General features: G+C 47.3%; 18 protein-coding genes. 2 read left to right on the forward strand and 16 right to left on the reverse strand.

All coding sequences use genetic code 11. From position 1 onward, the window contains the following. Positions 1 to 185: 185 nt before the first annotated feature. On the forward strand, positions 186 to 587 hold the full coding sequence (locus NSB25_RS16905; RefSeq protein ID WP_103240678.1) for a PaaI family thioesterase: 402 nt from the start codon (positions 186 to 188) through the stop codon (positions 585 to 587). Between the two features lie 17 nt (positions 588 to 604). Here NSB25_RS16905 and NSB25_RS16910 read toward each other — a convergent pair whose 3' ends face one another. The 9 genes from NSB25_RS16910 to NSB25_RS16950 form a co-directional block, all read right to left on the reverse strand. Then, a complete protein-coding gene (locus NSB25_RS16910) occupies positions 605 to 1,027 on the reverse strand; it encodes an amino acid-binding protein (protein ID WP_103240679.1) in 423 nt (140 codons plus the stop codon). Between the two features lie 24 nt (positions 1,028 to 1,051). Then, the gene (locus tag NSB25_RS16915) at positions 1,052 to 2,350 is read right to left on the reverse strand and encodes a phenylacetate--CoA ligase family protein (protein ID WP_103240745.1); all 1,299 of its coding nucleotides are present in this window, start codon (positions 2,348 to 2,350) and stop codon (positions 1,052 to 1,054) included. Positions 2,351 to 2,431: 81 nt separating this feature from the next. Next, entirely contained in the window at positions 2,432 to 3,010 is a 579-nt protein-coding gene (locus NSB25_RS16920) for an indolepyruvate oxidoreductase subunit beta (protein WP_103240680.1), read from the reverse strand. Between the two features lie 55 nt (positions 3,011 to 3,065). Continuing rightward, a complete protein-coding gene (gene iorA, locus NSB25_RS16925; RefSeq protein ID WP_103240746.1) occupies positions 3,066 to 4,811 on the reverse strand; it encodes an indolepyruvate ferredoxin oxidoreductase subunit alpha in 1,746 nt (581 codons plus the stop codon). Positions 4,812 to 4,910: 99 nt separating this feature from the next. Next, complete coding sequence (locus NSB25_RS16930) at positions 4,911 to 5,831, reverse strand: sugar phosphate nucleotidyltransferase (RefSeq protein WP_103240747.1); 921 nt, start codon at positions 5,829 to 5,831, stop codon at positions 4,911 to 4,913. Positions 5,832 to 6,083: 252 nt separating this feature from the next. After that, complete coding sequence (locus NSB25_RS16935) at positions 6,084 to 8,450, reverse strand: glycoside hydrolase family 95 protein (RefSeq protein ID WP_103240681.1); 2,367 nt, start codon at positions 8,448 to 8,450, stop codon at positions 6,084 to 6,086. A gap of 111 nt (positions 8,451 to 8,561) precedes the next feature. Continuing rightward, positions 8,562 to 10,055 carry a 4Fe-4S dicluster domain-containing protein gene (locus NSB25_RS16940; protein ID WP_103240748.1) on the reverse strand — a complete coding sequence of 498 codons (1,494 nt, stop codon included), beginning with the start codon at positions 10,053 to 10,055 and terminating at the stop codon, positions 8,562 to 8,564. 214 nt (positions 10,056 to 10,269) lie between these two features. Then, complete coding sequence (locus NSB25_RS16945) at positions 10,270 to 11,619, reverse strand: flagellin N-terminal helical domain-containing protein (protein ID WP_103240682.1); 1,350 nt, start codon at positions 11,617 to 11,619, stop codon at positions 10,270 to 10,272. 120 nt (positions 11,620 to 11,739) lie between these two features. Beyond that, positions 11,740 to 12,018, reverse strand: a complete 279-nt coding sequence (locus NSB25_RS16950; protein WP_242982493.1) for a carbon storage regulator — start codon at positions 12,016 to 12,018, stop codon at positions 11,740 to 11,742. An 80-nt stretch (positions 12,019 to 12,098) separates the two neighbouring features. Between NSB25_RS16950 and NSB25_RS16955 the strand changes: the two genes are divergently transcribed. Next, positions 12,099 to 12,677, forward strand: a complete 579-nt coding sequence (locus NSB25_RS16955; protein WP_103240683.1) for a tyrosine-type recombinase/integrase — start codon at positions 12,099 to 12,101, stop codon at positions 12,675 to 12,677. A 284-nt stretch (positions 12,678 to 12,961) separates the two neighbouring features. Here the strand turns inward: NSB25_RS16955 and NSB25_RS16960 are convergent, their stop codons facing one another. The 7 genes from NSB25_RS16960 to NSB25_RS16990 all read right to left on the reverse strand — a co-directional run bounded on the left by NSB25_RS16960 (position 12,962) and on the right by NSB25_RS16990 (position 24,061). Beyond that, positions 12,962 to 14,053, reverse strand: coding sequence for an alpha/beta hydrolase family protein (locus NSB25_RS16960; protein ID WP_242982494.1), 1,092 nt, complete (start codon positions 14,051 to 14,053; stop codon positions 12,962 to 12,964). A 165-nt stretch (positions 14,054 to 14,218) separates the two neighbouring features. Next, on the reverse strand, positions 14,219 to 15,880 hold the full coding sequence (locus NSB25_RS16965; protein ID WP_172455171.1) for an extracellular solute-binding protein: 1,662 nt from the start codon (positions 15,878 to 15,880) through the stop codon (positions 14,219 to 14,221). A 62-nt stretch (positions 15,881 to 15,942) separates the two neighbouring features. Further along, the gene (locus NSB25_RS16970) at positions 15,943 to 16,833 is read right to left on the reverse strand and encodes a carbohydrate ABC transporter permease (protein WP_242982495.1); all 891 of its coding nucleotides are present in this window, start codon (positions 16,831 to 16,833) and stop codon (positions 15,943 to 15,945) included. A 12-nt stretch (positions 16,834 to 16,845) separates the two neighbouring features. Then, the gene (locus tag NSB25_RS16975) at positions 16,846 to 17,817 is read right to left on the reverse strand and encodes an ABC transporter permease (RefSeq protein WP_242982496.1); all 972 of its coding nucleotides are present in this window, start codon (positions 17,815 to 17,817) and stop codon (positions 16,846 to 16,848) included. 183 nt (positions 17,818 to 18,000) lie between these two features. Continuing rightward, positions 18,001 to 20,193 (reverse strand): helix-turn-helix domain-containing protein, encoded by a 2,193-nt coding sequence (locus NSB25_RS16980; protein ID WP_242982497.1) that lies wholly within the window; start codon positions 20,191 to 20,193, stop codon positions 18,001 to 18,003. 147 nt (positions 20,194 to 20,340) lie between these two features. Then, positions 20,341 to 22,224, reverse strand: a complete 1,884-nt coding sequence (locus NSB25_RS16985) for an ABC transporter ATP-binding protein (protein WP_242982498.1) — start codon at positions 22,222 to 22,224, stop codon at positions 20,341 to 20,343. Further along, a complete protein-coding gene (locus tag NSB25_RS16990; protein WP_172455172.1) occupies positions 22,214 to 24,061 on the reverse strand; it encodes an ABC transporter ATP-binding protein in 1,848 nt (615 codons plus the stop codon). The genes NSB25_RS16985 and NSB25_RS16990 overlap by 11 nt, the downstream gene beginning before the upstream one ends. Positions 24,062 to 24,334 lie beyond the last annotated feature (273 nt).

A 24,334-nucleotide genomic window follows, 5' to 3' on the forward strand; every position in this document is an offset into this window, starting at 1 on the left:
ATTGTAAAATTTCTTTTTTAATCCTCAGGAATATCCATCTCCCTGTCCGGAAGTCACAGAAGCAACACAGAGATATAATGGCAGAAAGTCTATTGATAAAATCACTGTGTCGTGATATGCTAAAACAGCTACAATTCAGACAGATTTCAACGGACAGACTTGCAGAAAGGCATGGTGATTTCATAATGAATATTGGGAATACCCTGGAAGAGATACAGAAATTTTTTCAAAATGACCGTTTTGCCACGGAAAACGGCGCCGTAATAGAGGCGGTGGAGGATGGAATGGCAAGGTGCTCCATGATGCTGACGCCCCACCACCTGAACGCCGCCGGCAATGTCATGGGAGGCGCCATCTTCACCCTGGCGGATTTTACCGCCGCAGTGGCCACCAACTGGCAGGGAACACTTCATGTATCCCGTACCAGTCAGATCACTTTCCTCGGTACGGCAAAGGGCGGACAGCTGATTGCAACTGCCCGCCGTATCAAGGAAGGTCACAGGACCTCTTATTATCTGGTAGAAGTTACGGATGAACTGGGCACCCAGATTGCACATGTGACTTCCGATGGATTTACCATGCCGTAATCGCCGACGGCGCTCCCCTATCTCCGCAGTTCTTCGTCGGTATATAATTCCAGCCCTCCATTCCGGATGGCATCGGCTGCCGCCGCGCCGTTGGAGGCTTTTACTATGATTGCCCGAAGATCTGCGGAAGCCAGGGCATACATATATTCAATGTTAAATCCCTTTGCACAGAGAATATGGGTCAGCTTATGCAGCTGGCCTACGCTGTCCTCCAGCCGAACCGCCAGCACATCCGTCAGCATGGCCGAAAATCCGCTTTCCCGCAGCGCATTTTTTGCCAGTTCCGGATTCGATACCACCATGCGCAGCATTCCGTACTCCGTGGTGTCAGCCATACTCAGAGACAAAATATTGATATCATTTTTCTTCAGCACTTCCGTCGCCTGCTCCAGCCGTCCTTCTCGATTTTCCATAAATACTGATAACTGTTTTACGAACATGCTTTTCCCTCTCTTTCCCAAATGTCAATCCAGTTTCCGGTTGTCAATCACATGCACTGCTTTGCCCATGCTGCGCTCCAGCGCTTTGGGTTCCACCAGCTTTACCTTCACCGCAAGTCCAATGGCCTGCTGGATTACATGTTCAATTTTCCTGGTCAGATCTTCCAGCTTTCGGATTTCATCGGAGAAGAAGCGCTCCTCCACTTCCACCCGCACTTCCAGCGTATCCAGGTTATTCACTCTGTCCACAATCATCAGGTAATGAGGTGTGGTGCCGCCCATTTCCAGAAGCGCCGCCTCAATCTGTGACGGGAATACATTGACGCCGCGGATAATCAGCATATCGTCGCTTCTGCCGGTAAATCTTGCGATTCTGGCCGTTGTTCTGCCGCACTCGCAGGGGGTGTGGTCAATGCTGGTCAGGTCCTTTGTCCTGTAACGAATCAGCGGAATTCCTTCCTTTGCCAGCGTGGAAATCACCAATTCTCCTGTCACACCGTCTTCAACCGGTTTAAAAGTTTCTCTGTCAACGATTTCAGGCAGGAAATAATCCTCATGTACATGCAGGCCTTTATGGAACTGACAGTCCGTGGCTACACCGGGGCCCATGATTTCACTGAGGCCATAGATATCATGCGCATGAATCCCCAGCATTTCCTCAATTTTATTCCGCATTTTTTCTGTCCAGGGCTCCGCTCCGTTCAGGGAAGCCTTCAGTTTGATTTTATCCCGGACTCCCATTTCCTGAATGGTTTCTGCAATATGCATCAGATAAGAAGGGGTACACAGAATTCCCGTCACCCCGAAATCCACCATCATGTTAATCAGCTTTTTTGTATTCCCTGTGGACATGGGAACTACTGTGGCGCCCATTTTCTCTGCTCCATAATGGCCGCCCAGACCGCCGGTAAACAGTCCGTAGCCATAAGCCACCTGAATAATATCCTCACGCCCCAGATCCGCCATGGTGATGCACCGCGCCACACACTCGCTCCACATATCAATATCTCTTCTGGTATAACCCACCACAGTGGCCTTCCCGGTCGTTCCGCTGGAAGCATGAATACGCACGATCTGAGAATTGGGAACGGCAAACAATCCGAAAGGATAGGTATCCCTCAGATCATCCTTAGTCGTAAAGGGCAGCTTCGTTAGGTCTTCCAGCCCCCGGATGTCTCCCGGTTCCAGTCCCACCGCCTGCATTTTTTTCCGATAGTATTCCACATTGTGGTATACCCGGTCCACCAGCTTCACCAGCCTGGCGCCCTGCAGGGCACTCATCTCATCCCTGCTCATGCATTCTTTTGTCTCATTCCAGATCATTCTGACCACTCCCATCTGTCCGCCTTCTTCGGACGATTAATTTGTATGTGTGAAATCATAACGGCAATGCCAATTTCTGCTTTATCCTTTCTCCATGCAAAATCCTGCCTCAAATGCTTTCCGGTTCACCTCCACGGTCTTCTGGGGAACTGTTTTTTCGATGACGCTGAGCCAGTCTTCTTTTGAAAAGCCCATATAGCGGGCTGCCGCCCCCAGAACCACCACGTTAAAAGCCTTCGGCGCTCCCATGTCAATTGCAGTTTTGGCAGCTTCCACGGAAATGGTTTTCCGGACTGTCTGTAACGTTTCCACGATATTCTCCGGATACTGCGCTGCCCCGGTCACCACTGTAATGGGATCAATTCTCCAGTCATTGACGATGACCACACCATCCTCTTTGAGAAAATGAAGATAACGCAATGCTTCCAGCCGCTCAAAGGCAATCAGCACATCGGCGCAGCCTTCTTCCACGATGGGTTCCGCCACCTTCTCTCCGTAACGCACAAAAGTCACCACACTGCCGCCGCGCTGGGCCATGCCGTGTACCTCCGACAATTTCACATCGAATCCCGCACCGATTGCAAGATTTCCAAGGATGCGGCTGGTCAGAAGGGTTCCCTGTCCCCCCACACCTACAATCATAATATTTTTTACGTCCATGTGTAATCCTCCTACTAATTAAGTTGCTGCCCCACGGCTTAAAGTGTAAAGTCCCTCAGTTCTTATTCCGGATTTCTATGGCGTCAAACTTACACAGCTTTGCACACAGCCCGCAGCCATTGCACATGGTCTCGTCAATAGACACGGTTCCGTCTGTATTTTTGGTGAGCGCCGGACAACCCGGACGCAGGCAGGCTCCGCATTTCTTACACTTTTCCGGAACAGGCACACATTTATCCGGGAATGTAACGCCTTTGAGTAATACACAGGGAGCCTTGGTAATAATCACCGACACTTCATTCCGTTTTGTCTCTCTCCGGAACGCTTCTTCCAGTCCCTCCAGATCAAAAGCGCTGATTTCATATACATGCCGGATTCCCAGCGAACGACATAAATCTGCGATATTGATTGCGGGAACCACTTCCCCTTTCAGCGTCTTACCTGTGGCGGCATGATCCTGATGTCCTGTCATGCCGGTGGTGGAATTGTCCAGAATCACCACCGTTCCGGAGGACTGATTATATACCATATTCATCAGAGAATTAATCCCTGTATGCATAAAAGTAGAATCGCCGATTACCGCCACCCAGTCCCGGATATATTCCTTTCCTCTGGCCTTCTCCATACCGTGAAGGGTGCTGATACTGGACCCCATGCAGATGGTGGAGTCTATTACGCTTAAAGGTGCAAGCGCTCCCAGGGTATAACAGCCGATATCTCCGGCCGCATGCATTTTCAGGCGACTCAATACAGAATATACACTGCGGTGCGGGCAACCCGGACATAATATAGGCGGTCTGGCAGGCACGGACTCCGGCGTTCTCACCCGGCATTTTTCTCCCAATACCTGTTCTCTGAGCATATTGGCGCTGTACTCGCCCTGAACCGTGAAAATGTCCTTGCCCACGGCTTTCAGGATTCCCCAGGATTTCACCTGCTCTTCAATCACCGGTTCCAATTCCTCAAATATGTACAGTCGATCCACCCTGGATGCAAACTCTTCAATCAATTTCCGGGGCAGAGGATGCACCAGCCCCAGCTTCAGTACACTTGCCTCCGGCATTGCCTCCCGCACATATTGGTACGGAATTCCGCTGGTGATAAATCCTGTCGACAAATCCCGGTACTCTGCCCGATTCAGAGACATGCCGCAGGCGTCCTCCGCCATTCTCTTCAGCCGCTCCTCCACCGTCACATGACGTTTGATGGCATTTGCAGGCATCATTACATACTTGCCTGTATTCCTTTCATAAGGAACATTCTCCCGTTCATTCCTCGCTTCCAGCTCCACCACTCCCTGAGAGTGTGAAAGTCTGGTGGTGGAGCGCACCATCACGGGCGTATCATATTCTTCGCTCAGCTCAAAGGCGAGCTTTGTGAATTCTTTCGCTTCCGCACTGTCCGACGGTTCCAGAACCGGAATCATGGCTGCCCTGGCTACCATACGGCTGTCCTGCTCATTTTGTGAGCTGTACATACCCGGGTCATCAGCAGCCACCACTACAAGGCCGCCTCCCACTCCCGTGTATGCCGCTGTAAAAAGCGGGTCCGAAGCCACATTCACTCCCACATGCTTCATGGAACACATGGCCCGGGCTCCGGCTATGGAGGCTCCGATTGCCACTTCCGCCGCCACCTTTTCATTGGGCGACCATTCCGCATAGACCTCCTCATACTTTGCAATACTTTCGCTGATTTCCGTACTGGGCGTGCCCGGGTAAGCCGCCGATACCTTCACACCTGCCTCATAGGCTCCTCGTGCTATGGCTTCGTTGCCAAGCAGTATTTTTTTCTCTGACACTTTTCTCTCCTCTTCCAGGGGCACGCGCCCTGTTCCTTCCGTATATCATCCTTTTCCCGCCGCATTATCTCTGTATCACACCGACGCCGTCCACACTTTTTAATACAGCTTTTCAGGATATGCGCCTCCTGCAATTAATGCTTTCAGCGAATCTACCACTGACTGCTTATCCTCTCTGTAGGTCACGCCGAACCATTTGTCAGGAGTCTCCAATACCTTCACGGATGCCTTACCTTCCCGCACCTTTTTATTGATAATCTCCGGCAGCAGATATTCAGACTTGATATCTCCCTCTCTGATTCCCGCCAGAAACTCCGGAAATCCGGCTTCCAGTTCCTTCAGGAAAGCCGCCGGAAGTCCCCACATGTTCATGGAGGCATGACATCCCTCCTCCACAGGTACAGGATTTCCGTCCACATCCGCGGCGGTCAGCTTTCCGTCCCTGTACTGAATATCATAGGTCTCTGTCACTTTCTGCAGGCAGCCGTTTTCGTCAACCAGGCATACGCCTCTGGTCACACCGCCGTTCTCGCTCAATGTATTTTCCAGCATAAAACCGCCCATGCACAAGTCATAGACATCTGCATCATCCTTCATTTCGCTGACCATATATTCATGAATTTTCTTAAATCCTTCTTTTCCATAATAATCGTCTGCGTTAATCACCATGAAAGGTCCGTCCACCAGACCTTTAACGCTCAATACCGCATGGCCGGTTCCCCAGGGTTTCTTCCTGTCCGCAGGCTTTTCGAATCCCTCAGGAAGATTGTCAAGCTCCTGAAATGCGTATTCCACCTTTGTCACCTTTTCAATCCGGTTCCCGATAATCTCTCTGAAATCCTTCTCCAGGTCCCTGCGGATAATGAATACCACTTTGTCGAAACCTGCCTGAAGTGCGTCATATATGGAATAATCCATTATAATCTCACCGTTGGGTCCCACCGGTTCGAGCTGCTTGATTCCGCCGCCGAAACGACTTCCGATTCCTGCTGCCATGATTACCAAAGCTGTTTCTTTCATATCAGTATACCCCTTCTCCTTAAATATTGAATTTGCCGCATCTGTCTGCATTTGCACAAGTATATCATATTATGCCTTAAAGCACAAACTGTTTCTTATTAAAGTGTAAAAGTACAAAAGGCGCTGTGTTCTTCCCACAGCGCCCTGATTGCAATGTTGCTTCACCTGAAACAGTATTATCCCAGTTTCTGAATCACGCTTTCCGCTATTTCATCTGCATCGGCATGAGGATGATTCCATCACTGCCAGCTGTCAGGATATCCGCCCTTTTACCTCATACGGCACACCGGCCTCCAGGTGAATTTTCTCCCGCTGATTTCCATATATCAGTGTTCGTTCCTGATCTGTGTCTGTCAGAAGCACAGCCCTCACCAGCTCTCCGTCCCTGAACTCCAGGTCCGCTGTCACTCTGCCTCTGGCATGAATTCCTCTGACACACCCTGTCCCAAAGGCCCCGGGCAGAGCGGGAAGAAGACAGATTTCCTCCGGGCTGCTGAATAAGAACATCTCTGCGATTCCCGAGAGACTTCCCAGATTTCCGTCAATCTGAAAAGGCGGATGGGCATCAAACAGATTCGGATATACGCCGCCCCCGTCATGATAGTTAAAGAAATCGCTGTTCCCTTCTTTGCCGTCGGGCAGCACATATCGCAGCTGTTCTTTCAACAGCCGAATCGCATGTTCTCCGTCCCGGAGCCTTACCCATGCATTTACTTTCCAGCTCAGGCTCCACCCCGTTCCGATGTCTCCTCTGCCCTCCAGGCTCCTGCGGACCGCCTTCTCCAGCTCCGGCGTCCTGGCCCGGTCAATCTGATCTCCCGGATACAGCGCATACATATGAGAAATATGGCGGTGTTGAATCTCCACTTCGTCAAGCTCCTCATTCCATTCCAGAATTCTGCCGTCTCTGCCAATCTGAAGAGGCTTCAGATGTGGCAGCTTATCTGTCAGCTCTTCTGTCAGGGCATCTTCCTTCCCAAGAATTACCGCCGCCCGGATGCATTCTTCAAATACCTCCCGGATAATACTCATGGTCATTGCCGTAGACGCAGTTACAGCCCAATGGAGCCCATCCTGCTGATACACGTTTTCCGGAGAGGTGGAGGGAGCAAATATCAGATATCCCTCTTCATCCTTCACCAGCACATCCCGATAAAATACCGCGGCACCCCGGATAAGCGGATAAGCCGTTTCCTCCAGAAATGCCTTGTCCAGTGAATATTCGTAATGTTCATACAGATGCCTGCACAGCCAGCCGGCGGACATGGGCCAGAAGGCATAGACCGCCGCACCTCTTCCCTTTCTTCCCACAGGCGTGGAAAGCCGCCAGATATCCACGTTGTGATGAGATACAAATCCGCCTGCATTGTAATAGTTCCGGGCCGTGCGCGCTCCCGTTACCGACAGCTCCCGAATCAGCTCAAACAAAGGCTCATGCATGGCTCCAAGCCCACAGATTTCCGCTCCCCAATAGTTCATCTGCGTATTGATGTTAACCGTATAATTAGAGCTCCAGGGGGGACGTACCTGGGCATTCCAGATACCCTGAAGGTTCGCCGGCTGCGTGCCGGGCCTGGAGCAGGATATCAGCAGGTACCTTCCGTAATGAAAGAAGAGCTCATATAATCCCACATCTCTTCCTTCCGGATAAAAGGCAAGAATTCGTCTGTCTGTGGGCAGCTCAGGGAAGCTTTCCGCTTCCAGTGACAGCTCCATACTTTTGAAAAGCGGACAATATTCCTGCCTGTGGCGGGCCCTGGCTTCCTCATAATCCACACTGAGCGCATGCGCCATATCTGCGCGGCACAGCCCGGTTTCTTCTAATCCGTCCACATAAGGCTGCCTGTCATATCCGTTGAAACTGGTTCTGATACAGATACGAATCACTGCCTCGTCGGCATCCTGTATCCGAAGGGTCTCATCTTCAGCGCTTATGCGTCCGGCTCTGATTTCCGCCGAAACGATCATGCAGAAACGCATTCCCCTCCTGTCTTCTTTCTCTTCGTAGATGATCGGGGTTTCCTCCTCCAGATAGCTGGGAGCATCATAGGAAGGCGCAATTCCGGTGAGGATCAGCTGCTTTCCCTCCGCCGTACAGCGAGACTTCAAACGGCTTTCCGCATGCAGACAAAAATTCAGCTTTCCCTGCCTGTCAGCTGTCAGCTTCATATAAAAAGCCTGCTCCGGCACAGAGATAAAAGCTTCCTTTCTGTAGCCTGTCCCGGCACAGACAAAGGAGGATTCCACCTGGGCCTTCGACAACAGCAGCCTTCTTGTATACTCTGCAGCCTCTTCTCTGAAAGGAAACTGCAGTCTCACACTTCCCACGGGCAGGTAAGAATCCGTAAATTCTCCCAGCAGATGATCCTCCACTTCCCGCTGCGCCTCTTTGTACTTTTTCTCCAGAGCAAGTTGTCTTGCTCTCACATAATGAGGATATGGATCCGAAAGATTGGTATCCTTCGGATATCCGGACCACAGTGTATCTTCGTTCAGAAAAATGCATTCCTCTCCGATTCCTGAGTCAAGCATTGCCCCCAGCCTTCCGTTTCCCAGAGGAAGGGCTTCTTCCCAGTATTCAGCTGGCCTGTCATACCATAATTCTCTGTTGCCATGCATAAAATTTTCCTTCGTCCTTTCCGCCTGCTCCCCGGTTCTGTCACTGCAGGCTCAACAGCATATCAGAATTCTGTATATCGTCGGATATCCGCCCGGCCTGATTCCGGACGGTCATTCCGTCTTCTCCTTCGGCACAGTGTCCTTCGCCCGGGCTTTGAATTTCGCCACTTCTCTTGCCGCCTGGGCAATGGCAATATTGGTTCCCGCTCCGGCCACACAACCTCCCGGACAGGCCATCCCTTCAATCAGACAGCCATTCTTTTTTCCGGCCTTTGCCAGGAGAAGCATTTTCTTACATTCTGTAAGGCCTTCCGCATGTTCGATTTTCACCTCGGTTCCCGGATAATACGTCCGAATGCATTCTTCTATGGCGCCGGCTACACCTCCGGCCACGCCATATCCGCGGCCGGCGCCTGTGGCATCCTGCATTTCGTCCATGGCTTTGATTTCATCCAGAAGAATTCCTCTGGCCTCGAACATTCCCGTCAGTTCTTCAAACGTAATCACGAAATCCACATCGGAGCGAATCGTTCTGCGGCTCGCCTCCAGTTTCTTGGAGGCACAGGGACCAATGAACACCACAGAAGCCTCCGGGTGCTCCTTTTTGATGATCCGGGCCGTGGCCACCATGGGCGTCAGTTCATTGCTGATTTTATCAATTGTCTCCGGAAACAGATGCTTTGCCATCACTGACCAGGAGGGACAGCAGGAAGTCAGTGCAAAATCCTGCCGTCCTGCAGCCACTTCCTTCACATAGTGTTCCGCTTCCGCCATACAGCCCAGATCCGCGCCGATGGCTGTCTCATAGACATCCGCAAATCCCAGCTCTTTCAGTGCCGTCTTAAACATTTCCGGAGTAACGCGCGGACCGAACTGCCCGGCAAAGGCAGGCGCCACCTGCGCTATAATGGTCCTTCCCGACTGCATGGCACGAATCAGCTGGAAAATCTGAGATTTATCCGCAATGGCACCAAACGGGCAGCTGACCATGCACATTCCGCAGGATACACACATATCATTATCAATAAAAGCACGTCCGAATTTGTCGGATTTGATTGCATTTACCCCACAGGCCGCCTTACAGGGGCGCTCTTTGTGACAGATGGCGTCATAGGGGCATACATCCCTGCACTTTCCGCACTTGATACATTTTTCCTGGTCAATGACAGATTTGCCGTTTACCATGGAAATGGCACCTCTGGGGCAGACACTCTGACAGGGATGGGCCACACAGCCCATACAGGAGCTGGTAATTTCATAATGATCCTCAGGGCAGGCATTACAGGCAGAGGAAATCACCTGCATCAGAGGCGGTTCATAATATTTCTCATCAATATTGCTCTCCTCCAGGCCCTGTGTCAGATGGCCCGGATGCTCTCTGTTCTCCGGACGCAGGCTCATTCCCATGGCCAGTCGGATGCGCTCTCGGATAATGGCCCGGTCCCGGTAAACGCTTTCCCAGTACAGGGGCTCTTCATAATCCACAATTTTGTAGGGAAGCGCTTCCATGTCATCTTTCAGATTCGTTGAATTGTAAGCCAGATTTGCCACTTCCTTAAAAACCCGCCGTCTCCGCTGTCTGACCGGCGTGTCAATTCCTCTCATACTGCTCATGTCGCAACACTGTCCTCCTGTTATGATATTTTTTTAACAATATAATTCTGATATTATTAAAACATGTCCGGGCATTTATGACAAGCAGAAATTGAAATTATTATGATGCTCAGGCATTCAGGCACAAAAAGAAAGAACCGGCATAAACCGGCTCTCTCCTTTTACACAATTTTGAGGTAGTAATTCTACCAGACTCTTACAGAAATCAGCCAAGCAGGGAAAGTACCCCCTGGTTGCTCTGGTTGGACTGTGCCAGCATTGCCTGACCAGCCTGTGCCAGAATCTGATTGTTGGAATAGGTAACCATCTGGGTTGCCATATCCGTATCGCGGATCTGGCTCTCTGCTGCGGTGGTATTCTCCACAACGTTATCCAGGTTGGCGATGGTATGCTCCAGTCTGTTCTGGATGGCACCGAGGGTTGCTCTCTGATCAGATACCTTCTGCAGCGCATCTGCGATTACATCGATAGCTGCAGTTGCCTTCTTGTCATTGTCACCACTCAGATCCAGACCATTCACGCCCAGTCCTCTTGCACTCATCTGTGCAATGTTCATGGCGATCTTGTTGTCATCGGAAGAATCAGCGCCCACATGCAGGCTCAGGTCGATGGCATCGTTTACATCTGCAAAAGCCTCGAATTTCAGCTTCACCTGTGTGCCTTCTGTATAGGAAGTGACAGTTTTAATATCCTCCCCATATTTGTGCTTAATAGCAGCCATCATGGCATCCATACTGGAGAAAGCTTCAACCTTTTTTCCATTCTCTTTGGAATAATCATTCAGCGCTTTTACCGCCGCATTGACACTCAGCTTTGTAGTTGTAGTATTTGCTGTTCTTGTAGTGTTCGATATGAATACATAAGTAGTACTCCCTATCTGAACTGTCTTACCTGCAATGATCGTATTAGTGGTGGGAAGCGAATTATTTGCAGCTATTGTAACTGCGCCTCCGGTAGCTCCGGTCTGTACAGGTATTGTTGTACCCACCTTACTGCTCAATGTAATACCTGTCATCGTCTTCAGTACCACACTTGCAGTACCTGTCTTGGAATCAAACTTAATCTGATTGGCAACCTGTGCACTGGACATAGCAGCCGTTGCCAGCTTATAAGTCAGCTTTCCGGCCGTACCGCCGTTGCTTCCCTTCAGCAGATAGGTCTCGTTGAATTTAGTGGTGTTGGATACACGATCAATCTCAGTTACCAGCTGATCCACCTCGCTCTGGATAGCCGCACGGTCACTCTCGGACATGGTTCCGTTTGCAGCTTTTACTGCCAGCTCATTCATTCTCTGAAGCATGTCATGCACTTCGGTCAGAGCGCCTTCTGCCGTCTGTACTGCGCTGATACCATCCTGCGCATTGGCGGAAGCCTGGGTCAGACCTCTGATCTGCTTTCTCATCTTCTCGGAAATCGCCAGACCTGCCGCATCGTCTGCCGCCCGATTGATCTTGTAACCGGAGGACAGCTTCTCTGTTGCCTTTGCCTGTGCGCCGGTGGTAATGCCTAACATTCTGTTAGAGTTCATTGCCGTTAAATTGTGTTGTACTACCATGATTTACCTCCTTGTATTACTGCGCAAATCCTTTTGCGTCAGTTTTATTGCATTTTTATAGTAACCGAATTGAAAATCCTGCAGCCGGGCCCTTGACCATCGGACTTCCTCCTTCGGTTATTATCTGGTTTGGGGTTGTCCGGATTTCGGTCTTCTGTATCTCTCCGGGGTCTCGGGCGCCGCATAATACTTCGGCAGTCCGGCCCGTTCTTCTTCATTTGGCATTCGATTCTCCAGGGCAGCACTTCTCACGATATTCACCTCTCTGGGGGCATCCACCATAATACGCATATTATTTCTGGAGCCTCCTAAGAATACAATTTTGATATTGTCATTGATCAGCAGATATTCCTCCGGACTTACCGTCAGTCTCAGCATACGGCCACCTCCATTTTTCATTCAGTACCCACTCCTGCTATGCTGGAAATAAAAATGCAACTTTTTATGTCAGAATGTTGCATAAAAAAGGAGGACGATTTATGTGTACAACACAGCCTATCAGAAATGCGGAACAATTGAAAACTTTTAAGGAATACTATCATTCCAAAAAACCGGACGCCAGAAATTATCTGCTGATTGTCATTGGTCTGAACTCGGCCCTGCGTATATCGGATATTCTGAGTCTGACATACGGAGACGTCTATGACTACCTGAAAGAAAAATGGAAAACTCATATCTCCATCCGGGAACAAAAAACCGGAAAACAAAACTGTATCTATATGAATCAGGAAATTCAGAATGCGCTGGAACAATATACAACGCCTTCCCAGCACATTTCTTCTTCCTGGCTTTTTGGCAGCCAAAGGCAGCAGTCTCATCCCCTGAGCCGATATCAGGCCTACCGCATTGTAAAAAATGCCGGTGTATTCGCCGGCCTGGACCAGAATATCAGCTGTCACTCTCTGAGAAAGACTTTCGGTTATCACGCATGGAAGCAGGGGATTCAGCCGGCGCTGCTCATGAGCATATATAACCATTCTTCCTATAATATCACAAAACGTTATCTGTGTATCGATCAGGAAGACAGAGACGAAGTTTTTGCAAAAATACAACTTTAAGTCAACAATTTAACCAAACTGCAATTAAAATTAACTCTGACTGAAAATTGAAAAGAAATTCCAAAAAGAGCTAAAGTATTTTTAGAAACTTCCGATACTATAAACAGACATAAAAATGCAACATTCTGACATAGAATGTTGCATTTTTTATAACGTTTCGCCAACGTCCGAAACATTACTCTTTTTATGGTAACAGAGTCCACATGTTAAGTGGCTTCTATTGTTTTACCCATATTTTCAGCTTTTTATAAGGACATTTTAAAAGTAACAGCCCCCCACAACAGTTAAACTTTCAGGAGATTCCGGAAAAAAGGGAGCACCTCCTGCAGCGGCTCCCGGTGCCAGCAATGTCCGCCTTCCCGTATGTCATGTATCAGCCGGTCTTCCTTCCCGTACAGCGCATAAATCTTTCTTACAATATCGACCTGTTCCTGCACATTCCGAAGTCCTCTCGGTCCGTTCAGATTATCATCACGACAGGACTGAATCAGAAGCGGCCTGGGAGCTATCAGGGAAGCGATATCTCCCATGTCAAAATGTTCCCACAGATGGGGCACATAGTTACAGCTGCAATTTCCGTTCAAGTATAAAAGCGAATCTTTATACCCGTACATGTAACCGCTGATTACCGCCTGTCTGATTCTGTCATCCATTGCAGCTGCCCAGAGCGTCTGCATCCCGCCGCCTGAAAAGCCCAGACATCCGACAGTGTCCGGATTCCATTCTCCCCGTTCCTCAATATAGTCCAGCAGGCGCATGACATCATATGTACACATTCCCGCCACGGTCTGTCCAAGAGGTTCCGCCATATGCGCAAGCTGAAAGCAGGTGCTGTTCAGGAAGGCATCTTCCCTGTTATTCTGCAGGGCCTCATCTCTTCGCTCTCCAAAGCCTCTGCAGTCCGGGCAGATTGCCACATACCCCATTTCCGCAAGCTGCATTCCATAATCATAGTGGAATCTTTCAATGGCATCCCTGACCGCAGGGATTTCACGACATCCTGCCACGCTGTATTTCCCGGCACCCATATGTCCGGGAAGGGCGATAAAGCAATTCTGTCTCTCTTCTGACTTACCGGAAGGAATCAATATGAAGACAGGCATCCAGGTGTCCGGCTCTACCTGCAACAGCACTTTCTCTCTGACAATTCCACCGGCAAGCTCTTTCTTTTCCAGCATCCGAGGCATTAGAGGACAGTCTTCCATTTTATCCAGCCCCAGCAAATCCTGTAAGATGCTTCTGGCCCGCTTTTTCCATGTCTCGTAATCTGCTGTGGTATTCCCCTTAAAGGCATCCTGCCTGGCCAGCGCATCATATTTTGCCATCATTCCCTTCAAACTTCCATAATATGGTTCTATTTTTATCGTTCTATCCATTTTGTCCCTCCCGATTTAAATCGCTGTGCGATAGCACATCACTATTGTAAGACAAGTTGCCGGAAAATTCAACTGTCCTTTCCGGTTAAATGGTTCTCTCTTCCTTTCCACATAAGAAAAAGCCGCATTGCGCGGCTCTTTCCCTTTTTCTTCTCTGTCTGTCTCTCAATTGAAAGCAGAGCTGTAGCGATCATACTGGGCCTGCTTAACGGCGACTACATCCGCCAGATGAAGCGCTTCCAGACCGCTGATATAACTGTCAAATTCATCCAGGGATTTTGTCCCCGTGATAAAGGCAGTTGTATTTTCATCCACATAGGTCTGGATATCCGTCAGATAAGTGTTAACCACTTCGGATTCCTCGTCTGTGGCATAGATAAACGGCCATCCTTCTACCACAAATTCATCATGCTGCCACTTGTTAATTTCTGCATGCCAGTCGGCCACCAGTACATCTGTTGCAACTACGGAATAACGAATCGGGAATACAAAGGCAGGATTGATACCCAGCTGCTGCAGCCAGTCATTGTCGCTTCCCTGCTCTGTAAAGGTTTTATTTCCGCTTTCGTCCACAACATAGCTTTTGCCCTCAATTCCCCACTGGTAATAGTCCATATTGGTATCATTCAGGCAGTAATCCAGGAATCTGCACGCGAGAGCCACATCCGAGGAGGCAGAAGTGACACCGAACATTCCTCCTAAATCAGAACCTCCTATATAAACGCCTTCATGGGTTCCGGAAAGGGGAGCGGCGCCGACAAATGCAGTTGCGGCAGTTCCGTCATAATAGGGAAGCACAGGGCTGTACATCATGGACATTGCCCAGCTGTGGTCAAAGCAGACACCTGTGAGGTCATTGGAGCAGCGCTCAATAATCTGATCTCTGTTGAGGGAATTATATTCTATCTCCAGCAGACCTTCGGTATATAAGCTGTTCAAAAATTCCAGATAGGCTTTGTAATTCTCAGTATCTGCAGCCGCATAGCTTACCTTCCCCTGATCGTCTGCCTGGAACCCGTCTGTAATATTCAGTCCGAAAGCAGGTCCGAACATATAGGGCAGATAAGACGCTGTGACACTCAGCGGAATTTCATCCGAAGCATCCCCATTGCCGTTCATGTCATTGTCTCTGTAATAGCGAAGAAGTGTTACAAAGTCGTCCAGAGTTTCAGGCGCTTTCATACCCGCCTTATCCAGCCAGACCTGATTGTACATCAGACACGGACCGTAATCTTTCCCCACTTTAATTACCGGTACATAATAAATGTGTCCGTCCTGTGCGGTGAGCTGTGCTTTCAGTACCGGATTTTCATCCAGCCATTTCGTGTAATTGGGCATTTCGTCAAAATACTCATCCAGAGCCACGAACAACCCTGATTTCAGATATGTCTGATTCGTATCCTGATCCGGAAGCAATATAATATCTGCCTCCACAGAACCTGTTGTCAGCATGGGTTTTACGGAATCCGTATAATTATTGTAATCAACCAGCTGCCACTCAACATCGACGCCGGACGCTGCCACAACTGTTTTCACAATTTCAGCACTTGCAATATCCACATTTGTATAGTTGGATGTCTGTGCCAGAATTGTCAGTGATTTTCCCGTCTCATCCGTAATCGGTCCCTCTCCCGCATAAGTAAAGCTGCCGTTATTCGCGTCGGATTGTTCGGGAGATGACGAATCACCTGCAGCGTCTACAGACGATGACGACTCGGCTGCAGAACTGTCTGAACTGCCGTTTCCGTCTTCATTTCCGCATCCTGTCAGGCACCCGGCCAACATAGTGACCGCCAGCCCCAATGCTATCAATTTCTTCTTCCTCATTTTCAGATCCTCCTTTTTTATTCGATGTATCAAAACTGCACCTTTCGATGCAACAACATCCATTAGCCTTTCACAGCACCCAGCATGGTTCCTTCCACCAGATATTTCTGGACAAATGGAACCAGCAGCATAATCGGAATTACAGAGACAACAATACATACATACCGAACCTGAATCGTTGAACGACTTGCCAGTGTCATGCTCACGTTTGTGCTCTGCATAATTTCCGTAGACGCCTCTATCAGTATTCTCCGCAGGAAAAGCTGCAGCGGTTCCAGCTTTTTATTACTGATATACAGCAATGCATTAAAGAACTCATTATATCTGGCCACGGCATAGTACAAAGTCAGAACAGCCAATGTGGGCCTTATCAGCGGAATTGCAATCTTCGTCATAATCAGAAAATCATTGGCTCCCTCCAGCTGCGCCTCCTCGAACAGTTCTTCCGATATTGCCTCAAACGCGGAGCGGCAGATCATGACATTATATGCGCTTACCAGAACAGGCAAAATCACAGACCAACGGCTGTTGTACAGTCCCATGCTGGTGACTATGATATAAACGGGAATCAGCCCGCCTGAAAAGTACATGGTAAAGGCCAGGAGAAAGTTTAACTGTTTTCTGAAGCAGAATTTCTTTCTGGACAGCGGATATGCTGCCAGACAGGTAAATACAACATTCAGAATCGTTCCCACAACCGTGTAGAAAACAGTATTTTTGTAGGATACCCACAGCTGTTCATATTCCAGCACTGTTTTAAACGCCTCAAAATTCAAATCCACAGGAAACAGCACCACCTGTCCTTTGTTAACCGCGTCCCCTGAGCTGATTGAAATACTGAGCACATACAGAAACGGATACACACATACCACAACGGCGACAATAAGCAGCAGCGCCACAACAATATCAAATATGATGTCACCGATTGTCTGATTTTTCATTCGATTCAACATCTCTTCATCCTCCTACCAAATTGAAGTATCCGTCACTTTACGGCTCAGCCGGTTGGCCAGAAATACAATGGTAAAATTGACCACTGAGTTGAAAAGTCCTACCGCGGCTGCATAGCTGTAACTGTTGCTTTGAATACCCTGCCTGTATACATAAGTCTGAATCACATCCGCCGTCTCATAAACAGCTGTGTTGTAAAGAAGATAAACCTTTTCAAATCCTACGCTCATCATATTTCCAAGGCTCATAATCAGCAGAATAATAATGGTAGGCCGTATGCCGGGTAAAATCAAATGCCATATTATCTGACGCTTATTTGCTCCATCCGCTCTCATGGCCTCGTACAGATCCGGTGAAATTCCCATGATTGCAGCGACAAAGATAATAGAGTTGAAGCCAAAACTCTGCCAGGACCCTGAGATGACATAAATCGGTCTGAACCACTCGGGCAGACTCAGAAAATTGACACTTTCAATTCCTATTTTGTTCAGCAGCTGATTAATAATACCGCCTGAAGGCGACAAAAAGTTTGTAATCATACCACAGACCACAACTGTGGAAATAAAATAAGGCAAATATGTACTGACCTGAATCGACTTCTGCAGCTTCTTACTTCGCAGCTGTGTTACCGCAACCGCAAAAAGAATCGGAATGGGAAACCCAAAAATAAGAGAATAGAAAGAAAGCAGAAAAGTATTCCTCACCAGCCTCCACGCATATACCGAACCGAAAAACTGTCCGAACCATTTTAAGCCTACAAAATCACTGAAGAACAATCCTTTGAAACCAGAACCGATTTTATACTGTGTAAATGCCATCCACAGACCTGTCATTGGAAAATAGCAGAAAACCAGATAATATATCACCACCGGGATCAGCATAATAATCAGGTAACGATCTCTTTTCAGACTTTTTTTCCAATACTTCTTTTTCTCTTCTTTTGTCATGGAAGTTCTGCCTTTTTTTTCAGCACTTCTCACCTTCATAATTTTCTCATTTCTCCCTTCTCTCCAAAATTACCCGTTCCGGCTGTATTGGAATACTCTGAATATACAGGACAACTTTTCTATTGTATAGTTTCAAAATGTGCCGTCACAAAAAAAGTTGAAAAAAATGATGCCTTTTTTGTCAGGCATCATTTTTTTCGGCTGCATCATTTTTTACCACGCTTATCTTTCATTTTGTTTTTCCTGATAAGTACTGGGGTTTACCCCTGTTATACTTTTAAAATTTCGTCGGAAGGTCAGCTGGTTGGTATAACCGCACATGGCACACACTTCTGTGAGCGTGTATTGCCTTTCACGCAAAAGCTCCTCTGCCTTCCGGATTCTCTTCGTCTGAATATACTGCAGATAAGTGACTCCGAAGCATTCTTTACATAAAAGACTCAGATATTTATTACTTACATTAAAACGATCTGACAGACTCTGCAGAGATAAATCCGCATCACAGTAATGGGCATCAATATAGGAAACAATATCCTCCTCCAGTCTGGAATCTTCCTGCAGGCTCTGATCATGAAGTGTGTCAATAACCGAAAGCAACGCCGCATCATAATAGTCAAAAATATCCTGCAGCGTCGCAAGCCCCGTATATTTCTTAATATTCAGATGTATGGTATTCAGTCCTGTTATCTCCCGCAGTGTCTTAATAACAGACAGATGAAACTCATCTACCAATGCCAGATACATCTCAGGTGTTCCTGCCATGTCCAGGTTGGTTTTGTAAATGTCAAACAGCAACATATGAATTTCTGCTTCATCCCGCTTCTGAAGACAGCGTTTTAACTTTTCACGGAAATTCACCGGAAAATAATATGTGCTTATGGTTCCTTCCATATCCTCCAGGAAATAGACCGCTCCCCGGCCGTCGGTCAATATACCGTACAGCGCCCTCACCGCCCCTTCACAGGCATCCTTCAACTCCCCGATATCATCCCGTACCGCATCCACTCCCATTGTCACATAGCAATAATCCTTCGCTGTGGCAGTGCTGATATAACGATGAATCTGATGAAACAATTCATCCATTTCCCTCTCATTTTCATAATTTATAATCAAAAACACATTATAGACATCCCTGAAATAATACACAATGTGCAGCTCATCCGTGGAAAAGATTTCTGTCACCACATTAAACAGCTCTTCGATTTTTCGTCTGTATTTCTCCTCCTGCGGCACCAGGCCGCTGTCAAATGCAAAATTTACGGCTGAAACGATAAAATAAGGCTTAATCAAATCCAGGTAATTCTCATCAAGAAATACGCCCACATGGTCTGCCGCAACATTTCCGGCAATCATGGAATGAAGGATGCCCGTCTTCGCATAAGGAGTGATGGTCAGCATCTTCTCCCTGTACGCATTTTTTTCACCGATCAGATCCTGTATTCCGCGAATAATAGTCTCCATTTCATCTCTGGAAATATTCTGGCCTGTGGATACCATCTGCTCCAGATGATTGATGGGCATGTAATATTTTCGGCTCACCCCATAGGCAAGCGCCAGAAAGATAATCGAAATCACAATGATACCCAGAAATGTAAAATAAAAGTACCTGTTTACCTCTGAAGCAATATTTTTAGATGCATATACCCTATAAACAATACCCGGCATTTTCGAGGACTCTTTCGCATATGATGTCTTTGAGCTCTCCCCAAGTGAAAAAATCATATTGTCCTTATAATAAATCTCCATTCCATATCCTTTATCCAGGACATTCTTCATGTCATTCTCCAGACTTTTCAGATCAAACAGAATACACATTGTCCCAATGTTACTTCCGTTCTGATAGGTGTAATCATCACAGTATAGAAGAAATTCCTGATTAAAAGAATATCTTTTGGTATCGCTTAACTGAAACGTATCATTCACCGTCCCGACCACCATACAGGGAAGCTCCTTTTCAAGCGGAACATAGCTGTCCGTCAGCGAAATTATCCCTCCGCTGGAATAAGCTTTATTACTGTCATTCACGAACAGAACTGTCTGATATATGGATAATCCCCCCGAGGCCATGGTATTGCTCATTTCACTCTGTATGGAAAAAAGTGCATAAGAATCCAGCTGCCGGCCTGTTTTTGTACTCATATACAGCTGTTTCATGGTTGTGGAATAGCTGAGATTCTGCACAATATTCTGAGCTGCCATAATGCGCTGCATGAATATATTGCTGACTTCATCCAGCTGAATTTCACTTCTACGCTTCATCTGAATTTTACTGATCTGGTTATTCTCGAACAGTAGAAATGAAATGCACAGAACCATAAAAGATACAATAACCAGTATATAGCTGAAAAATAATCTCAGAAACAACTTGCTCTGAAATATAGACGTTCTTCTTTCGGATACCCATTTTTTTCCCATAGTCAATTCCTTACTGCATTTTATTTCCCGAACTTATGATAGCTGAATTAACGATATCATATCTGTACAAAAATGACAAGAAAAATACCCGCGAAATTCTGCCGCAAGCAGAACTTCAGCGGGATTCTTTTTTGTCAGTAATATCCTTTATGTATAGTACTGGGCCTGGGCATTCCACAATTCATAATATTTCCCCTGCTCATCCTTAAGCAGTTCTTCATGGGTTCCCCGCTGTACCAGTCTTCCCTCGTGAAACACCGCAATGTCATCGCAGAATCTGCAGGAAGAAAGTCTGTGGGAAATATAAATGGCTGTCTTATCTCCCACCATGGCGTCAAATCCGGAATAAATTTCATATTCCGACAACGGGTCCAGGCTTGCTGTTGGCTCATCCAGCAGAACAAAGGGCGCGTCCTTGTACAGAGCTCTGGCAATGGCAATCTTCTGGGCTTCCCCGCCGGAGATTTCCACACCGTCGTCTGCTATATCCTGATAAAGCCAGGTTTCCAGGCCCTCCGGCAGCTTCGCAAGTCGTTCCGATAACCCTGCTTTCCGCAGCACCTGCTCCGCCAGCTTTTCGTCCACATCCAGAGAAGCCGCCACATTCTCTCCCAGGGGCATGGACAGCAATTTAAAATCCTGAAATACCACGGAAAAAAGCCGGATATATTCCTCCTGTCTGAACTTGCGGATATCTACCCCATTCAGCAGAATCTCCCCTTCCTGGGGATCATACAGACGACAGAGCAGCTTAATCATAGTGGTTTTGCCGGAACCGTTCATGCCGACAATGGCCATGCGCTCTCCTATGTGCAGCTTGAGAGACAGATTTTTCAGGGCATACGTTTCTGTTCCTGGGTATCGAAAAGAAACATTTCGGAATTCAATCTCATATTGATTGTCCAGCCGTTTCTCCACCGGCAGCTTTCCCCTGTACATCTCATCGCCTATGTTCATCATTTCCAGTGTACTTGCAGCCCTTCTGGCTGTCACAATCAGCCCATTGCACTGATAAGCCATGTTCTGGACTCCTGAGAGCATATTGGTGAAAGCACTCGCAAATTTGATCACATCCCCCACAGGAAATGCCCCCAGCAAAGCATAGGCCGCGGAGATCAGGAAGCCGGCCAGCGTTATCAGGCTCTCTGCTGTTCCCCGCAGAAATCCCAGTTTTCCACACAGCTTTTCTGTCACCGAGACCCAGGGCATCTGTTTCTCCCCCTCTCTCATATTTCCCGTGGTGTAATGTTCCATCATCTCATAACCGTCATAGAGATGAATATCCTTGATAAAATGATAATCTCCGCTGATACAGCGCATTACCCAATACCAGGATGTGGAGACATATTTTTTCCTCATTTCCTCAGGAAACAGTTCATCCAGGGAGGCCAGAAACCACTGCTGATAAGAGGCATTTGCTTTTGCTATCCCAATCGTCAGGAGACACAGAATCGCCGTCAGTCCCGCCAGTCCCAGATACATCCACACATTCCCGGATTCCGCAATGATTTTTAATAACGGAAAAACAATAATAACGGAACTGACCAGCTTAAATATTCCGGATACAATAGCATCAAAATCCCAGAATACACTGTAGATACCCGCCCCCCAGTTGTTTGCCCTTATAATACGTTCATTCAGTTTCATGACATAAGGACTCTCTATTAAGGAATAGTCCATCTGCTGAAATTTTGCGGCATAATTTCCGTCATAAATCCTTCCGATATTGTCCCTTTTGGGCTGGATATACTCATTCAGCAAAACACTGGAAAAAAGGGACAGCCCGAAGGAAAATGCAAGAAGCCAGATCACCGGCCGCATGATTTCCTCCCCAGGCGCACTCACATAAAGCAACCCGAGGATATCAGCGGAAAGTACTATTATCAGCGCCGATTTTACGGCATCCAGCAAGAGCCGCACTGTCGCCAGAAAAAAATAGGTTCTGTCAATTTGATAAAGGCAGGATAACAGATTCCTGACATGTCCGAATTTTTCTTTCAGAGACATTTTATCCGTCAAATCATTCCGCATATCTTACCTCCTCCGAATTCTCTTCCATTGGAGAATCTTCATTTTTATTATAATAGTGAGACTGTACTTCAAACATATGAGCATAACTTCCTCCGGCTGCCATCAATTCTTCATGGGTGCCCTCCTCACTGATTTTTCCGTTTTCCAGGAATAAGATTCTGTCAGAGAACCTGGTACTGGCCAGACGATGAGAAATGAACAAAGAGGTCCGTCCCTGACTGATTTTCACATATTCCTGATAAATCTCGCTCTCTGCAACAGGATCCAGTGCGGAAGTCGGCTCGTCCAGAATCAGAATCTCCCCGTTTTTGTACAGCGCTCTCGCCAGAAGGAGTCTCTGTGTCTGTCCCCCGGACAACTCCACTCCATCCTCGAAGAAGGTATTCGTCATAAAAGAATCCATGCGGATTCCCTTTTTCCGGAATGTCTCTTCGAGCCCTGCTTCTCTCAGGGCATTCCATGCTCTTTCCTCATCTGTTTCTTCCAGACATCTGAGCGAAATATTACATCCCACCGGATAGGGAAAAATTGTGGCTTCCTGAAACACTACTGAAAAAAGGTGATACAGCGCCTGTTTGGGCAGCGTGGCTATGTCCACTCCGTTGATGAAAATATTGCCCTCATCCGGTTCATATAATCCACAGAGCAGCTTTACCAGCGTGGTTTTACCGGCTCCATTGATTCCAAGCAGCGCCACCTTCTCGCCTGGCCGGATCAGAAGGTTAAAATGTTCATATATTTTCTGATCCCCATAGGAAAAACTGACATCCCGGAATTCTATTTGGGCAGGCTGAGCGTACAGCTGATCCGGCACTTCCCCTTCTTTGCCGTTCTCCTGACATTCCATATGTGCCCGAAAACAGGATGCATCCTCATTTGCAAGCTTCAGCTCAGAATAAATGTTCACAATTCCTGTGACAAAATCTGAGAAACCGGTGATGGCACCAAAACATACCAGAAAACCTGCGGCAGATATTTCTCCCTGCAGACAGGCATGTATTAAGTAAACATAGGCAAAACCGTTTCGAAACAGACTCAACAGAAGCTGCAGGCATTCTGCCGCGATTACTTTTCTGTTATTTCTTTTCTCCAGTGCTATCCTTTTTGCAAAAATCTTTTTCCGAAAAGCCATCAGCCAATTGTTCATGGCAAAAATGCGGACATCCTTTGCCATGCTTTTATCTCTGAATGCCTGATTCAGATATTGAATTTCCCGGTCAGACTGTGCAAATTCTTTTCTGAGGGCCAGCAGCCAGCGATTTCTCATCCGCAGAATTCCATAATTGATGAGAGACAGAAACAGCAAAAAGGCTACAAGCCACAGCTTCAGGCTTCCCAGCACTGTGGAATAGAGAAGAAAGCACATAATATTGATAACCAGCTCCCGGGGACAATTCAGCATTTTGTAACTTACGGAATTATCACCCCATTGCATACTTTGATAGGCACGTTTTGTAATCTCTTTTTGTTTGTCATATTCCACATATTTATACAGATATTTCGTCTCTTTCAGAACGGCTTCCCCAACCAAAACCGAACGAAAATGATTTTCCCAGAAATAGGCTTTTGTTTCTGTCTGCCAGATCATGGTATTGCAGATCAAAAACAGAATGCCGGCCAGCGCTATCACCATCAGGCCTGCAAACAATTCTCCTTTCTCTACCATATACAGCACGATACCGGGCAGCAGGATTCCCAGAAAAGGCCGAAAGCTTTTGCCCAGTACAACAATGATATGGTAAGCAGGCAGCTTTGGGATTTCCCGATAGCATTGCTGATAAAAATAGCAGACATTAGAAAAAACGGAATATCCTGTTTTCTTTTCCTTTCTTTTCATATTTTTAACCATTCCTTTCGCTTCGCTCAAGGCACAAACAAGTTATGAAAAAGGTTGTGCCTCTCTAATTTTTGATTTATAATTCTTGTATGGAATAGCAATACACTACAGAGCACGGAAGGAGGAGTGGCGAACTTATTTCGACCCCGTATATTTATATGTGCCGTCATCCTTTCAAGCACAAACAAGTGGGACTTTGAACCCGGACTCTTATCATTGGTAATAAACCATGTTTATTCAGTCGCAGGATGACAGTCAATGTTGCTATTCCTT

Origin of the sequence: Acetatifactor muris (genome assembly GCF_024623325.1) — a bacterium.
Classification (GTDB): Bacteria; Bacillota; Clostridia; order Lachnospirales; family Lachnospiraceae; genus Acetatifactor; species Acetatifactor muris.